General features: G+C 56.3%; 11 protein-coding genes and 1 tRNA gene. 10 read left to right on the forward strand and 2 right to left on the reverse strand.

The window, feature by feature from the left end; all coding sequences use genetic code 11:
- Nucleotides 1–96: 96 nt before the first annotated feature.
- Nucleotides 97–993, reverse strand: coding sequence for a tRNA (adenosine(37)-N6)-dimethylallyltransferase MiaA (miaA, locus tag RUA4292_RS11800; protein WP_058277749.1), 897 nt, complete (start codon nt 991–993; stop codon nt 97–99).
- Between the two features lie 94 nt (nt 994–1087).
- Here miaA and pyrH point away from each other — a divergent pair, with 94 nt between their 5' ends.
- The 10 genes from pyrH (at nt 1088) to RUA4292_RS11855 (ending at nt 13408) form a co-directional block, all read left to right on the forward strand.
- Entirely contained in the window at nt 1088–1840 is a 753-nt protein-coding gene (gene pyrH / locus RUA4292_RS11805) for a UMP kinase (protein WP_058277750.1), read from the forward strand.
- Nucleotides 1841–2091: 251 nt separating this feature from the next.
- Entirely contained in the window at nt 2092–3318 is a 1227-nt protein-coding gene (locus RUA4292_RS11810; protein ID WP_058278173.1) for an aminotransferase class V-fold PLP-dependent enzyme, read from the forward strand.
- A gap of 54 nt (nt 3319–3372) precedes the next feature.
- Nucleotides 3373–4797: a cryptochrome/photolyase family protein gene (locus RUA4292_RS11815; RefSeq protein ID WP_058277751.1), complete on the forward strand. Its 1425-nt coding sequence runs from the start codon at nt 3373–3375 to the stop codon at nt 4795–4797.
- 69 nt (nt 4798–4866) lie between these two features.
- Nucleotides 4867–6075: an SAM-dependent methyltransferase gene (locus RUA4292_RS11820; RefSeq protein ID WP_058277752.1), complete on the forward strand. Its 1209-nt coding sequence runs from the start codon at nt 4867–4869 to the stop codon at nt 6073–6075.
- 16 nt (nt 6076–6091) lie between these two features.
- A complete protein-coding gene (locus RUA4292_RS11825) occupies nt 6092–6532 on the forward strand; it encodes a TrgA family protein (protein ID WP_058273774.1) in 441 nt (146 codons plus the stop codon).
- 32 nt (nt 6533–6564) lie between these two features.
- Nucleotides 6565–7680, forward strand: coding sequence for an NUDIX domain-containing protein (locus RUA4292_RS11830; RefSeq protein WP_058277753.1), 1116 nt, complete (start codon nt 6565–6567; stop codon nt 7678–7680).
- 69 nt (nt 7681–7749) lie between these two features.
- A complete protein-coding gene (locus RUA4292_RS11835) occupies nt 7750–8784 on the forward strand; it encodes a cysteine synthase A (protein ID WP_058277754.1) in 1035 nt (344 codons plus the stop codon).
- Nucleotides 8784–11213: a DUF3772 domain-containing protein gene (locus RUA4292_RS11840; RefSeq protein WP_058277755.1), complete on the forward strand. Its 2430-nt coding sequence runs from the start codon at nt 8784–8786 to the stop codon at nt 11211–11213. Before RUA4292_RS11835 ends, RUA4292_RS11840 begins: the two co-directional genes overlap by 1 nt.
- Before the next feature lie 90 nt (nt 11214–11303).
- Nucleotides 11304–11393: transfer RNA gene (locus RUA4292_RS11845), tRNA-Ser, on the forward strand.
- A 1082-nt stretch (nt 11394–12475) separates the two neighbouring features.
- Nucleotides 12476–13408, forward strand: a complete 933-nt coding sequence (locus tag RUA4292_RS11855) for an IS5 family transposase (protein ID WP_058277757.1) — start codon at nt 12476–12478, stop codon at nt 13406–13408.
- On the opposite strand, the gene RUA4292_RS24040 is transcribed toward RUA4292_RS11855, so the two are convergent.
- A complete protein-coding gene (locus tag RUA4292_RS24040) occupies nt 13339–13830 on the reverse strand; it encodes an AbrB family transcriptional regulator (protein ID WP_082637105.1) in 492 nt (163 codons plus the stop codon). The two genes, RUA4292_RS11855 and RUA4292_RS24040, sit on opposite strands and share 70 nt — an antisense overlap.
- Nucleotides 13831–13844 lie beyond the last annotated feature (14 nt).

Below are 13844 nucleotides of genomic sequence, written 5' to 3' on the forward strand. Positions count from 1 at the left end.
GGAATCCCTTGGCAGGTTCAGTTTCGCGGCAGTGGATTCGCCGCGAATTCCTTGAACGTGTGTTCGCGATCAGTGCGACTTCAACCGCATCAGGTATCACTTTGATAAGTCAACCCGATTCCAACCTTTCATGCGGGCGCGAAACCAGGTGCGCTGTCGTTTGGCGAATTGGCGGGTCGAAATCGTGGCGCGTTCGCGGGCTTCATCCAACGTCATGGCGCCGTCGATATAGGCCATCAACTCGGGTACTCCGATGGCCTTGAATGCCGGAAGCGACGGATCATAGCGGTCCCGCATCCTTTCAACCTCGGTCAATGCACCAGTGTCCAACATCAGGTCAAAGCGGCGCGTGATGCGATCCAAAAGCCATTGTTTATCTACGTCAAAAACGATGGGCACTGTGTTCTTCACGTCCAAATCTGGGGGCGGTGTTGCGTCTTGCCAGTCACTGAGGTTTCGACCAGTGGCTTTCCGCACTTCCCAAGCCCGCTGAACACGGGCGCGGTTTTGTGTGTCGATCCGGGCCAGTGTCTGTGCATCCACACCCGCGATCAGAGTCTGCAAGGTTAGGCTGTCTGCCTCGGCCCGGATTTCGGACGGTGTAGGTGGAATATCGGCCATACCCTCGGTCAGCGCAGAAATATATAGGCCGGTGCCCCCTACAATGATGGGGCGTGCGCCGCCGGTTAGCAGTGGTTTCACCTCGCGCAGCCAATGGCCGGTGGAGTAGTCCTGATCATATGAGATATGTCCGTACAGAAGATGCGGTGCGCGGGCTTCCTCCTCAGCCGACGGGCGGGCGGAAATCACGCGCCAACAATCGTAGACCTGGCTGGCATCGGAATTCACGATGACACCACCGAACTGCTCGGCGATCAACAGGGCAAGGGCGGACTTTCCAGAGGCGGTAGGGCCTGCAATCAACACAGGTTTCTCATCAGGAATGGGGGGCAGGCGGTCCAATATCTGCGATCTTGCGGGTTCGGTTATCATGGACTGCCTCATTCCTTACCAATCGCATTGAACCTGCGGCTGTTTTGCTTCATTTTGCGCCGGAAAATAAACCCGTGCCAGCCCGGAGCGCAACATGACCATTTCCCCTACCACCGACCCCGCCGAAATCACAAAGGCAAGGTATGATCGCGTAATGCTGAAAATCTCGGGCGAGGCGCTTATGGGCGATCAGGGGTTCGGCCTGCATCCGCCCACAGTTCAGCGCATCGCGCAAGAGATCAAATCGGTCCACGATCTGGGCGTCGAAATCTGTATGGTAATTGGCGGCGGTAATATCTTCCGCGGTCTCAGCGGATCGGCACAGGGGATGGAACGGACTACCGCTGATTACATGGGCATGCTGGCAACGGTTATGAACGCGCTGGGGATGCAGTCCGCGCTGGAAGAGATCGGCGTTTTCACTCGGGTTATCTCGGCCATCCGCATGGATGAGGTTTGCGAGCCCTATATTCGCCGTCGCGCCGTGCGCCACCTTGAGAAAAAACGGGTCTGCATCTTTGCCGCCGGAACCGGAAACCCGTATTTCACCACCGACACTGCCGCGACCCTGCGCGCCAACGAAATGGCATGTCAGGCGATCTTCATGGGTAAGAACGGCGTCGATGGTGTTTATGATAAGGACCCCAAGGAACATGCGGATGCCGTGCGGTACGACACCGTCAGCTATGATGATGTTCTGGCCAAACGCCTGCGGGTCATGGACGCGTCGGCCATTGCACTGGCGCGCGACAACAATCTGCCGCTGATTGTCTTTGGGCTGGACGAACCCGGCGGGTTCCGGGGCATTTTGGCCGGTGAGGGGACCTACACCAAAGTTCAGGGCTAAACCGCTTTACAGTTTGCTTAAATGCCGGGTTTGGATGCCCGGCTTTTTTGTGCGCGTTTAGCAAACCTGAATGCTTGACGAACCATCTCAGTCCTTGCAATTTGACCGCGTTCCCGTGCCGGATCGGTAGCGGGAGCTGTCTGCGCCTATCGCGCGGGCTGGGCTGGAAGACCTGCCATGATTTCTGAGGGTTTCGAAATCATGCTCGGACACCTCTTGAATGAACGCGCATGATCAAGGAGAGACGTGCCATGAGCACTCTGGATATCAATTTTGTCCGGTCACAGTTTCCGGCCTTTTCCGAGCCTAGCCTGCAAGGGCAGGCATTATTCGAAAACGCTGGTGGGTCATACACTTGCAAGCCGGTTCTCGACCGCCTGACGCGCTATTATACCCAGCGCAAAGTGCAACCCTATGCACCCTATGAGGCCAGCCGTCTTGCCGGCGAGGAAATGGACGAAGCCCGGGCACGCATGGCAGCCATATTGGGCGTCGAGACGGATGAGCTGAGCTTTGGCCCTTCGACTACGCAGAACACCTATGTCCTGGCGCAAGCTTTCCGCCAATGGATGCAACCGGGTGAGGCCATCATTGTCACCAATCAGGATCATGAGGCAAATTCAGGTCCGTGGCGGCGGCTGGCCGACGAGGGGATCGAAATCCGCGAATGGCAGATTGATCCCGACACCGGGTCGTTGAATCCGATGGACTTGGAAAACCTGTTGGACGAAAACGTGCGTCTGGTGTGTTTTCCCCATTGCTCGAACGTGATTGGAGAGATCAACCCGGTGACCGAGATCACCGCGATTGCCCATGCGGTGGGGGCATTTGTATGCGTTGACGGCGTATCATACGCACCACACGGGTTTCCGAATGTTGGTGATCTGGGGCCGGATATCTATCTGTTTTCGGCCTACAAAACATATGGGCCGCATCAGGGTTGTATGGTCATCCGGCGTACGCTGGGGGAGATGCTGCCGAACCAGGGGCACTATTTCAACGGCGACGTGCTGTACCAACGGTTTACTCCGGCGGGACCGGACCATGCCCAGATTGCGGCCAGCGCGGGCATGGCGGATTATATTGATCTGCTGTGCGACCATCATAGCGGGCCAACCGGCGAAGCGGCCGAGCGTGGTTCATTCGCCCATGATCTGATGCGCTCGCACGAGGTCGCACTGCTGCAACCGGTTCTGGATGCGGTCAAAGACCGCAACGCCGTTCGCCTGATCGGAACATCCGATGCCAGCCGCCGCGCGCCGACTGTGACCTTGGCGTTGAACCGCAATGCCGAAGCGGTTGCCGCCGATCTGACTGGATATGGAATCATGGCTGGCGGAGGTGATTTCTATGCCGTGCGCCCGTTGACCGCGATGGGGGTTGATCCTGATCAGGGCGTGCTGCGGGTCAGTTTTACGCACTATACGTCTCAACAGGAAATTGATCAGCTTTTGAATGCACTAGACGACGTTTTGTGATCCAATTCCCCTGCTGCTTCGTAACCGACGAAAGAAGAAAAGAGCAGGGCGGACATGGAACAGCAGCGGTCACCGATCATAATGTGGTTCCGACGGGATTTGCGCCTGTCGGATCACCCTGCACTGAGCGCCGCGGTTGAGAGCGGGCGACCGATCATACCAGTTTTCGTTCTAGACCACACGGTCCAGGCTTGGGGCGCAGCGCCGAAATGGCGTCTTGGATTGGGCCTAAAGGCTTTTGCCCAGGCGCTAGAACAGGCTGGCAGCCGCCTGATCCTGCGGCATGGGGATGCGCTGACCGTTCTGCGGCAGCTTGTCGTCGAAACCGGCGCAAGCGATGTGTTTTGGACCCGCGCATATGACCCGGAAGCCATTGCCAGAGATACGAAGATCAAGACGGCTCTGACCGACCAAAGTGTCACGGTTAAATCCTTCGCCGGCCATCTTTTGTTCGAACCTTGGACAGTGGCGACGAAAACAGGGCAGCCGTTCCGTGTGTTCACTCCAATGTGGCGTTCAGTGCGCAGCCGGGATGTTCCGGCCCCAAACAACGCTGTGTCTCATCTCAAAACGCCCGCGATGTGGCCCGTTTCTGAAAACCTTGAGGATTGGCATCTGGGCGCGCAGATGCGCCGCGGAGCATCCGTGGTCACACCCCATGTCCGTCCGGGCGAAACCGCAGCTTTTGAGGCGTTGCATCAATTTCTGGACCGCATCGCCGACTATTCAGATCGCCGGGATCGTATGGACTTGGACGGAACATCTAACCTGTCCGAGTATCTGTCTTTAGGTGAAATAGGCCCGCGTAGTGTCTGGCACGCAGTTCAGCGGGCCGGGATGACGGGAGTTCAGGGGGGCGAACCCTATTTGCGCCAATTGGTCTGGCGCGAGTTCGCTTATCATCTGATGTATCACACTCCATCCTTGCTCAGCGGTAATTGGAAGCCGGAGTGGGATAGGTTTCCCTGGAACACTGATCCGGACCAGCCTGAAGTGGTCGCTTGGAAGCAGGCGAAAACCGGCGTGCCGGCAGTCGATGCCGGGTTACGGCAGATGTATGTGACCGGGCGAATGCACAATCGGGCCCGGATGATCGTGGCGAGTTACCTGACCAAGCATCTCATGACGCATTGGAAAATTGGCATGGATTGGTTCGCGGATTGTCTGGTCGACTGGGATCCGGCGGCAAACGCGATGGGCTGGCAATGGGTTGCAGGGTCGGGGCCGGATGCCTCGCCATTCTTTCGCATCTTCAATCCGCAAACCCAGCGGGAAAAGTTCGATCCGCAATCGGACTTCGTTCGGCATTGGATTGCTGAGGGGCAGAGCAATCCACCAGCAACAGCACTGGCGTATTTTGATGCGGTTCCGAAGTCATGGAACCTCAGCCCACAGGGCCCATACCCGCAACCCGTTGTCACTTTGGCAGCCGGCCGGGCGCGTGCATTGGCGGCCTATGAGGGCCGAAAAAACCAGTAACAAATTGAAAACTTGCCATAAACACAAACTCGGCCTAGCCTGTTTGCGCGGCCGCACAGAGGAGAGCGGATGACTTTGATGACCACCGAGGGGCAGAAAGACCTGCCCAGATACTTTGTGCAAGTATTCAAAATGGTTAGCCGGATGCAGTCTGGCCGATTGGACATCGGACTGCCGGATGGTCGTGTCTTCCGAACCGAGGGCACCAAACCCGGGCCGGTTGCGCGTGTGGATATCCACAATCCAGACGTTTTTGCCCGCCTGGTCCGTGAGGGTGAACTTGGTTTTTCCGACGCATATCTGGAAGGTGACTGGAGCACGCCGGACCTGCGATCCTTTATGGACCTGGTGCATATGGGTAATGAAACGGTCTACGACGATTTCACCGGAAAAGTCCTTGTGCAGATGTATGAGCGGCTGCGGTTCTGGTTGCACCGCAATAACCGGGCACAGGCCAAAAAGAACATCTCGTACCATTATGATCTGGGCAATGATTTCTATGGTTTGTGGCTTGATGACACGATGACCTATTCCAGCGCACTGTTCGAAACAGGGCAGGAAAGTCTGGAAAAGGCGCAAACCGCAAAATACGCCAGTATGGTCGATGAAATGGGTGCAAAACCCGGAGATCACATTCTTGAGATTGGCTGTGGCTGGGGCGGCTTTGCTGAATACGCTGCAAAAGAGCGTGGCCTGCGGGTCACAGGTCTGACGATCAGTCAAGAACAGTTGAAGTTTGCCAGGCAGCGTATTGAAAATGCTGGCCTTTCGAATTTGGTTGAATTCAAATTGCAGGATTACCGGGATGAGCGTGGGCAGTACGACGGAATCGCATCGATCGAGATGTTCGAAGCGGTAGGTCAAAAGTACTGGCCTGTGTATTTCGACACTGTGCGTGAGCGATTAAAACCCGGGGCGCAAGCGACGTTGCAAATTATCACTGTCGCGGATCATCGATGGGATGTTTATCGTAACGGCATTGATTTCATTCAGAAATATATTTTCCCGGGCGGCATGCTTCCGGCGCCTTCCATTTTGAAGGAACAAGTTGCTCAGGCGGGTTTGAAAGTCGTCAAATCGAAAGAATTCGGAAAAAGCTATGACCTGACCCTGCGCCGCTGGTATGACACGTTCAACGGCAAGTGGGACGAAATCTCGGAAATGGGCTTTGATGAGCGTTTTCGCCGCATGTGGAATTATTATTTGACCGCCTGCGGAGCAGCCTTTGACACCGGTAATTGCGATGTGACACAGATCACTATAGCGAAACCGAGTTAAGGAACGGACTTCAGAAATGCCCACTGCACCCAAGCTTGTTTCTGGCTTATGCCTTTTGATCGTGGCGTTCTTGGTTTCGAGTATGGTCATCGAAAACGGTGATGAAGGTAAGAACTACGGTATGTTTACCTACGTAAACATGGCGTTGGGCGTGATTTGCGGTTGGTGGATCATGGGCAAGCGTGCTGGCCGGGGCTGGACTGCCGCAATCAACAACGGCTTGACCGGAATGGCGGCGCTGGTGTTCTGGGGACTGTTTGTTCAGGGTGTAAACGAAATGCTCCGCTTGGCGATGCGCCATCGGTATGACGGCCCGTTCGAGGCGCTGATCTCCATCTTTAAAATCGGTGTTGAATATGGTCAGCAACTTGTGGTGCCCGAAATCTTGTGGACTTTGATCATTGGGGCTCTGATCACTGGGCTGGTCACCGAGGAAGCAGCCCGCCGGTGGCGGTGAGCTAACAACTTAAAGTACGAAAGAACTCAACAGTGTCAGATCTGTTCTTTTATGGCACGCTGCGGCACTTGCCATTGCTGGAGCTTGTCTTGGGACGTCCAGCGTCCAAACTTGAATTTGCCCAAGCCACACTGAAAGATCATGCAGTCCATAGCGTGCAGGATCAGGCCTTTCCCATGATTGTTCATGAGGAAGGCAGTCTGGCCAAAGGGTTATTGCTCCGGGGATTGAGTGAGGAAGATCAGAACCGTTTGGTCTTCTACGAGGGTGGCTTTGATTACGACCTGCGGGAGCAGACAGTTGATCTGGCCGACGGGTCGATATCGCAAGCCCTTGTGTTCTACCCTGAGCCGGGGCTTTGGAACCGCGGCGTTCTCTGGTCGCTGCAGGGTTGGTTGGATGAGTGGGGCGCGATGACGATGCTCGCCGCGCAAGAGGTTATGGGTTTTTACGGCAAGGTTGATGCGGAAAAAATTGCGCGAAGCTTTCCGTCGATCCGGACGCGAGCATGGGCAAAGCTGGCTGCCCGTCAACGTGCGACAGGTGATGCACGAGACACTGCCAAAGACGTCATCGTGCACGATCGTAAACCGGCCTATGTCAATTATTTCGGGATGGAAGAAGTCGCGTTGCAGCATCGCCAATACGATGGCTCGATGGGCAAAGTGCTGAACCGCAGCAGCCTGATGCAAGGCAGCGCCGTGATCGTCCTGCCATATGATCCCGTGCGCGACACGGTTTTGTTAGTTGAACAATTCAGGGCACCGATCTTTCTGGCTGAGGATCCTGAACCCTGGATGTGGGAGCCGGTCGCCGGTATGATCGACCCAGGCGAAACGCCGGAACAGGCGGCCCTGCGCGAGGCCGAAGAAGAAGCCCAGATTGCGCTGAACCGGCTGGAGTATGCAGGCGGCGCGTATTCCTCCAGCGGGTCATCGACTGAATATCTATACCTTTATGTCGGGCTGGCTGATCTGACCAAGACCATCGAAGATGGTGGGTTGGCAACGGAAGGTGAGGATATTCGAACCCAGATTCTGCCTTTCAGTGATTTCATGGACAGGGTCGACAGTCATGGGTTTAAGGATTTGCCGCTTTTGGCGGTGGCCCATTGGCTTGCACGTCACCGTGAGCGCCTGCGCGGATGATTTTCGCCGCTTGTGGTCGTCGCGCACCACAGGTAAATCTGCGTTGATCCGAAATGAAATGAGGGCGCCATGCGCATTGCACGAGACCTTGCCGACGCAGTCGGAAAAACCCCGCTGATCCGCCTGCGTCGCATCAGCGAAGAGACCGGGTGCGAGATTCTCGGCAAGGCCGAATTCATGAACCCCGGCCAGTCGGTCAAGGATCGTGCGGCGCTCTACATCATCCGCGATGCCATTGCGCGTGGTGACCTGAAACCGGGCGGTACCATTGTCGAAGGTACGGCGGGTAACACCGGGATCGGTTTGGCGCTTGTTGGTGCGTCGATGGGGTTCCAGACCGTCATTGTCATCCCGGAAACGCAGTCCGAAGAGAAAAAGGACATGCTGCGACTAGCTGGCGCTCAGCTGGTTCAGGTTCCGGCCGCACCGTATCGCAACCCCAACAATTTCGTACACTATTCCCGTCGTTTGGCCGAAGAACTGGCGCAGACCGAGCCCAATGGCGCGATCTGGGCCAACCAGTTTGACAACGTTGCAAACCGTCAGGCGCACGTGGAAACTACGGGTCCTGAAATCTGGGAACAGACCGACGGCAAGGTCGACGGTTTCGTCTGTGCCGTAGGTTCGGGTGGAACGCTGGCGGGCGTGGCCGATGCGTTGCAACCCAAAGGCGTCAAGATCGGTCTGGTCGATCCGATGGGGGCTGGGCTGTATTCGTATTACACCACCGGCGAAATCGCGATGGAGGGCGGCTCGATCGCCGAAGGCATCGGTCAGGTGCGTATCACCAAGAACCTTGAGGGGTTCAAACCTGACTTTGCGTATCAGATGACGGATTACGAGGCGCTGCCTTACATCTTTGATCTGCTGCGCGATGAAGGCCTGGTCATGGGCGGTTCAACCGCCATTAACATGGCTGGTGCGGTACGTCTGGCCAAAGATCTGGGTCCGGGCCACACCATCGTGACCATCCTGTGTGACTATGGAACTCGCTATCAGTCCAAGCTGTTCAACCCGGATTTCCTGCGTGAAAAGGAATTGCCTGTCCCGGAGTGGATGACTGAAGCTCCACGCAGTATCCCCGGCGTTTTTGAGGACGTGTGATGCTGCGGCGTGTTCGCCTGTTCCTGACCCTTGTTGCGGTATGTTTTGCGATAGTTTGCGGCCCCGCTGCCGCGCAGCTTACAGATCGTCAAAGCGAATACTACCAAGGCTGGGTCAAAACAGCGGACCGTGCCGAGATAGTGATCGAGGACAATCGCGCGTCGAACGCGTCGCTCGAAAACCTGCGCTCAGAGATCAACGGCTATAGAGATGATTTCAATCGGGCACGCGGTGCAAACACCGAACGCATCCAGACGCTGGAAAATCAGATCAAGGCTCTTGGTGCTGCGCCCGAAGGCGACGCGACTGAACCGGAAGATATTGCCACACTACGAACGCATCTAGACGAGCAGTTGAACAGTTTGCGCGTCCCGCAGATCATCTCAGAAGAGGCATTCAGCCGGGCCAATGGTCTGATATCTGAGATAGACAAACTATTGCGGGACCGTCAGGCGAAAGAACTTTTGGAGCGCGGACCGTCGACCCTGAACCCCACCCACTGGCGGCCGGCCTGGGTTGATGTGAATGAGGCTGCGCAAGCGTTGTTCAACGAAGCGCGGCGGAACCTGAGTACTGACGTAGTACATGAACGTTTGCGTGCACGTGGGCTGGGTATTCTGGCTTTGGTGTTCGTTGCTGGTGTTCTGCTGTTTTACGGCAAGCGCTGGTCGGAAGCCGCTGGTGCGCGTCTGCGAGCCCTGGGGGGGCAGGGAAGTGGCGTATGGACGTTCCTGACCTCGTTGCTGCGAATTATCCTCCCCTGGTTCGGCGTCTGGCTTCTGGTTCAGGCTGTTGTGATGACAGGCGTTCTGGGGCTGCGCGGGACGCTGTTGATGGAAAACGTGCCCTATTGGGCGGCGATCATCCTGTATTATGACTGGATTGGCCGACAGGTTTACGTGCTGCAAGCGGCGCAGGGGTTCAAAAAACTGTCCCGCCAGAAAGTCACTGAGTTACGCGTCTACCTCGATTTTCTTGCCGGGCTCCTGATCCTGCATGAACTGGTGAACCTGTTCGATCAGATCGAAAATATCTCGGATGCGACGCGCGCCGTCGTCGCCTTTCCGGTCATCGTCGCAACAGCTTTGATTCTTCTTCGCGTCCGTCGCGTCCGCAGTGTTGATGTCCCGGTCGATGCAGGTGAGCCGTCCGAAACGGCCCGCGCTGCCGGGTTCAGCCAGCTGGTCGAGTTCATTCGACGCGCTTTGTTCTTCCTGGGGATTGCCAGCCCGATTTTAGCGATGCTGGGGTATACGAATGCGGCTGAGGCAATCGTTTTCCCGGCCGTGCGTTCATTGGTTCTTATTGCAGCGCTGGTCATCGTCCAACGCTTCCTGACGTCTGTTTACGGCTGGCTTGGCGGGCAGGGCGATAAGGCCAAGGACTCGCTGTTTTCGGTTCTCATCGGCTTTGCAATGGCCATTCTGGCTATGCCCGTGCTCGCGCTGTATTGGGGTGCGCGTCGAACCGACCTGCAGGAAGTCTGGTCGCGCCTGCTGCAGGGATTTGACATTGGCGGGGTAACCATCTCGCCCAGCAACTTCTTTACGTTCCTTGTCATATTTGCCATCGGCTATGGCCTGACGCGGATGCTGCAAAGCGGGCTGCGCAATTCTCTGTTGCCAAAGACCAGCATTGATCCAGGCGGGCAAAACGCGATTGTTTCGGGCACCGGGTATGTCGGTATTTTCCTGGCCGCGCTGGTTGCGATAACGATTGCCGGTTTCAACCTGTCATCGCTGGCTATTGTTGCCGGTGCGTTGTCAGTCGGGATCGGCTTTGGTCTGCAAACCATCGTGTCGAACTTTGTGTCGGGCATAATCCTGTTGGTCGAACGCCCAATCTCGAAAGGGGATTGGATCGACGTGAATGGGATGATGGGGTACGTCCGTGATATTTCCGTCCGGTCCACGCGGATCGAAACGTTTGACCGCACGGATGTGATCGTTCCGAACTCGGATCTGATCAGCGGCGTTGTCACGAATTATACACGCGGCAATACGATCGGGCGGGTGATTGTACCGGTCGGGGTCGCCTATGGGACTGATACCCGAATGGTAGAGAAGATTCTGGGCGAAATCGCGAATTCACACCCGATGGTTCTGGCGAATCCAGCCCCTAGTGTGGTGTTTCAGGGGTTTGGTGCAGATTCGCTGGACTTTGAAATCCGGGCCATCCTACGCGATGTGAACTGGGTGTTGTCAGTCAAATCCGATATGAACCACGAGATCAACCGGCGCTTTGTCGAAGAAGGGATCGAAATCCCATTTGCACAGCGCGATCTCTGGTTGCGTAACCCCGAGGCGTTGCAGGGCAGCGAAGCCCGACCCAGCAAGAACACCGACGAAATACCGTCCGCAAAGCCATCCACAAATTCTGTCGAGATGACCGAGGGCGATTTGGCTGATGGTGACGGGGACGAGATTTAAACGCCTTTGCAAGGCTTTCGATTTCAGGTGAAATTTCACCTCAATGGGGCCTTGCAAATCCCTCGGCGATAGTTCAAATAACGCCGGCACGGAGAGGTGGCCGAGTGGTCGAAGGCGCACGCCTGGAAAGTGTGTAGGCGGGAGACCGTCTCCAGGGTTCGAATCCCTGTCTCTCCGCCACCTCAATGTCTTCAAGTGACAGCGGGTGCAGAAATGAGAAAGTGTCTCTACGTCGACTGACAAGGTCGCCTTCAGCTAGAAGCGGCTGATCACAGTAAATAAAAAATCGATGCTTCTGATGGTTTTGGCTTGAAAGGTCTTCAACCTGAACTTCCATCCGGAAGTCGGCAAAGTGGACTTCAACCACCACCGCAAGCTTCCAGGAATCTCTTCTCGCTTTACGGCCTAAAGGTAGTATTCGCTGGTCGATCTTTTGTTCGGCAGTGAGAATTTCTTTGATTTCGGCACCTGGTCGACGGGAGGGTCGAGCACGTACAGAGCCAGAGGCGGTGCGCCCGTTGTCCGTGCATGGGTGCTTCGTCCAAGGCTTTCCGAGTTCATCAAAGAAGACGCGGCTACCGTGTTCATTGGCATAAAAATAGACGGGCTGACCGCAGACGGGGCAGGATGCATTGGGATTGACGAAGCAGCGAGAGTAACTTGTCGCGCCGTAGCCTTTCAGTGTCAGCGAAGCTTGTTGCTTTTCATACTCGGAATCGACCGGCCGAAGTGGCTTTGCTACTGGCGCGGTGGATACAACTCCACCGTTTCGGTTGCCGCCGCCAACGCACCACCCGCATGTACACCAAGGATAATGATTGTGCCCGGTCAATTTAGCACCAATACGCCGATACTCATTGCAGTAAATTGTATCAACAACGCGCCTTTCGGAAGTCCCTTTCCTCGAGTTTCTATCAACCTCGAACCGCGGATCAAGGCGACGTAGCCTGCCACCAAGTCTAGTGTCTGGTTTCGGCTGCGAAGCGAACGAATGCGCGTGCAGTGTAGATCCGTCCCGGCGAGGGCAGCTTGGGCTCCGAACAACGATTACCAGTAGAAGACACGATCGTCCGCACCACCAAAAAGGGCTCAGCCCGCGCTTCGTTGAGGGCGAAACGCCGGCAATCAATCGAACGCGCGCCTATGTTGCTTCCGCCAAACCTCTCCTGCCAGAAAACACAGATCATAGAGGCTGACGGCTCTGTTGCACAAATCGCCTTGGGGGATTCACCGCATGAATCCAGTGTGGTAGCCGAGAGGCTATGAGTAGTTGGGCAACAACGAAGTACAAGACCACGAACTGGTCGGCTTACAATAATGCGCTGAGGCTGCGCGGGTCGCTGGCGATCTGGTTCGATCCTGAGATGATCTGGACGCCACCACCAAGTGGTAAACGCGGTCGACAACGGAGCTTCAGCGATGCCGCTATCCAAACGTGTCTGACTCTGAAAGTCCTGTTCGGGCTACCGCTTCGGCAAACGACCGGGTTCGTCGAGAGCCTCTTGCGACTGGTCGGATTGGATTGGGCGGTGCCCGATTTCAGCACCTTGTGTCGGCGTCAGAAGAGCCTACAGGTGAACCTGCCATATCGTGGCACAAAGGGGGCGCTGAACCTTCTCATCGATAGCACCGGCATCAAAGCCGAGGGCGAAGGGGAGTGGAACGCACGCAAGCATGGCGGCCCCAAGCGCCGGATTTGGCGCAAGTTACACATCGGGATTGACGAAGAAACGCTGGAAATGCGGGCCGCGGAAGTTACCGGCAGTAACGTCGGCGACGCTCCCATGCTGCCTGAGCTTCTTGATCAGATCCCGGAGGATCAGGAGATGGGTACCGTCACCGCCGATGGGGCCTACGACACTCGCAAGTGCCACGACGCAATCGCGGACCGAGGGGCCAATGCTGTCATCCCACCGCGTAGGAACGCCCGTTTCTGGAAGCCAACGACCGCAGGAGCGGTGGCGCGAAACGAGTCCCTCCGCGCAACCAAGTATCTCGGACGAGCCATCTGGCGACGATGGAGCGGATACCACCGTCGAAGCCGTGTCGAAACGAAGATGCATTGCGTGAAACTGCTGGGCCAACGCCTCTTGGCGAGGGACTTCGACCGCCAGGTGGCCGAACTTCAGGTGCGCATTGCGGTTCTCAACCGGTTCACCGGCCTTGGCATACCTGTCACGAAAGCCGTGGGATAAATCCGTCCGGGGAAAGGGGAAGTCCGACTATCATCGGATTTGCGCAACAGAGCCACCATGTCCTGAAACCCGCCCGGCATGGCCGCAAAAAACGCAGTTTTGTCGTCAAAGCCCCAGAATTTGCGAAAGAACGGCACGCCAACCATTGCAATCAGCAGGATAAATACTGGTATCAGCAAAAGGGACGCCGCCATCTTTGGAAGTTCCGCGAACAGGCTGGGTGTGATCGACGCCCCGACCGCGACGCCGAGGATGGTTCTGGACCCGACCGAGATTTGCCCGAAATCCCACATGGGTGCGTGTGCCAAAGCTGCAATCAAACACGCTGACATCGGCCCGAACAGAAAGGGAAGCGGCAGGTTCAACGCCCAAAAAACTGCAGTTCCCAACATAGCCAATATCAGCGTGACTGACCGTTGCATCAGCGGCGACAAAT

Source organism: Ruegeria atlantica (assembly GCF_001458195.1).
Lineage (GTDB): Bacteria > Pseudomonadota > Alphaproteobacteria > Rhodobacterales > Rhodobacteraceae > Ruegeria > Ruegeria atlantica.

What these genes read in the sequence shown, in the direction of transcription:
- miaA (WP_058277749.1), bottom strand. Translation starts at nt 993, where the DNA reads ATGATAACCGAACCCGCAAGATCGCAGATATTGGACCGCCTGCCCCCC.
- pyrH (WP_058277750.1), top strand. Translation starts at nt 1,088, where the DNA reads ATGACCATTTCCCCTACCACCGACCCCGCCGAAATCACAAAGGCAAGG.
- RUA4292_RS11810 (WP_058278173.1), top strand. Translation starts at nt 2,092, where the DNA reads ATGAGCACTCTGGATATCAATTTTGTCCGGTCACAGTTTCCGGCCTTT.
- RUA4292_RS11815 (WP_058277751.1), top strand. Translation starts at nt 3,373, where the DNA reads ATGGAACAGCAGCGGTCACCGATCATAATGTGGTTCCGACGGGATTTG.
- RUA4292_RS11820 (WP_058277752.1), top strand. Translation starts at nt 4,867, where the DNA reads ATGACTTTGATGACCACCGAGGGGCAGAAAGACCTGCCCAGATACTTT.
- RUA4292_RS11825 (WP_058273774.1), top strand. Translation starts at nt 6,092, where the DNA reads ATGCCCACTGCACCCAAGCTTGTTTCTGGCTTATGCCTTTTGATCGTG.
- RUA4292_RS11835 (WP_058277754.1), top strand. Translation starts at nt 7,750, where the DNA reads ATGCGCATTGCACGAGACCTTGCCGACGCAGTCGGAAAAACCCCGCTG.
- RUA4292_RS11840 (WP_058277755.1), top strand. Translation starts at nt 8,784, where the DNA reads ATGCTGCGGCGTGTTCGCCTGTTCCTGACCCTTGTTGCGGTATGTTTT.
- RUA4292_RS11855 (WP_058277757.1), top strand. Translation starts at nt 12,476, where the DNA reads ATGAGTAGTTGGGCAACAACGAAGTACAAGACCACGAACTGGTCGGCT.
- RUA4292_RS24040 (WP_082637105.1), bottom strand. Translation starts at nt 13,830, where the DNA reads ATGCAACGGTCAGTCACGCTGATATTGGCTATGTTGGGAACTGCAGTT.